The 411-nt window shown below is 50.9% G+C and carries 2 tRNA genes; both read right to left on the bottom strand.

What is annotated here, in order from left to right:
* Positions 1–180: 180 nt before the first annotated feature.
* Positions 181–257: transfer RNA gene (locus P0Y67_RS22880), tRNA-Pro, on the bottom strand.
* Positions 258–301: 44 nt separating this feature from the next.
* Positions 302–377, bottom strand: a tRNA-His gene (locus P0Y67_RS22875).
* Positions 378–411 lie beyond the last annotated feature (34 nt).

Genomic DNA, 411 nt, shown 5'->3' with positions numbered 1-411 from the left:
ACGAGGCTTGAACTCGCGACAACCGGAATCACAATCCGGGACTCTACCAACTGAGCTATAGCCACCATTGTAACTTGGTCGGCGAAGAGGGATTGAACGCGGCGGATTTACACACCCGAACAATACACTTCTTTTTTCCGAACCTGTAGGTTTGCTCACCGGGCAAACTTACCATATAAGTGGTCGGTGAAGAGGGATTCGAACCCCCGACCCTCTGGTCCCAAACCAGATGCGCTACCAAACTGCGCTATTCACCGATTTTTTGCTTGTCATCCAGCCATGCAGGCTGAAAAACATTATATGGGGTGGCTAACGAGGCTTGAACTCGCGACAACCGGAATCACAATCCGGGACTCTACCAACTGAGCTATAGCCACCATTGTAACTTGGTCGGCGAAGAGGGATTGAACG

The sequence above is a fragment of the Photobacterium sp. SP02 genome (assembly GCF_038519165.1).
GTDB lineage: Bacteria > Pseudomonadota > Gammaproteobacteria > Enterobacterales > Vibrionaceae > Photobacterium > Photobacterium halotolerans.
Note: the sequence above shows the minus strand (reverse complement) of the source record. Positions and strands in the feature narration are given on the sequence as shown.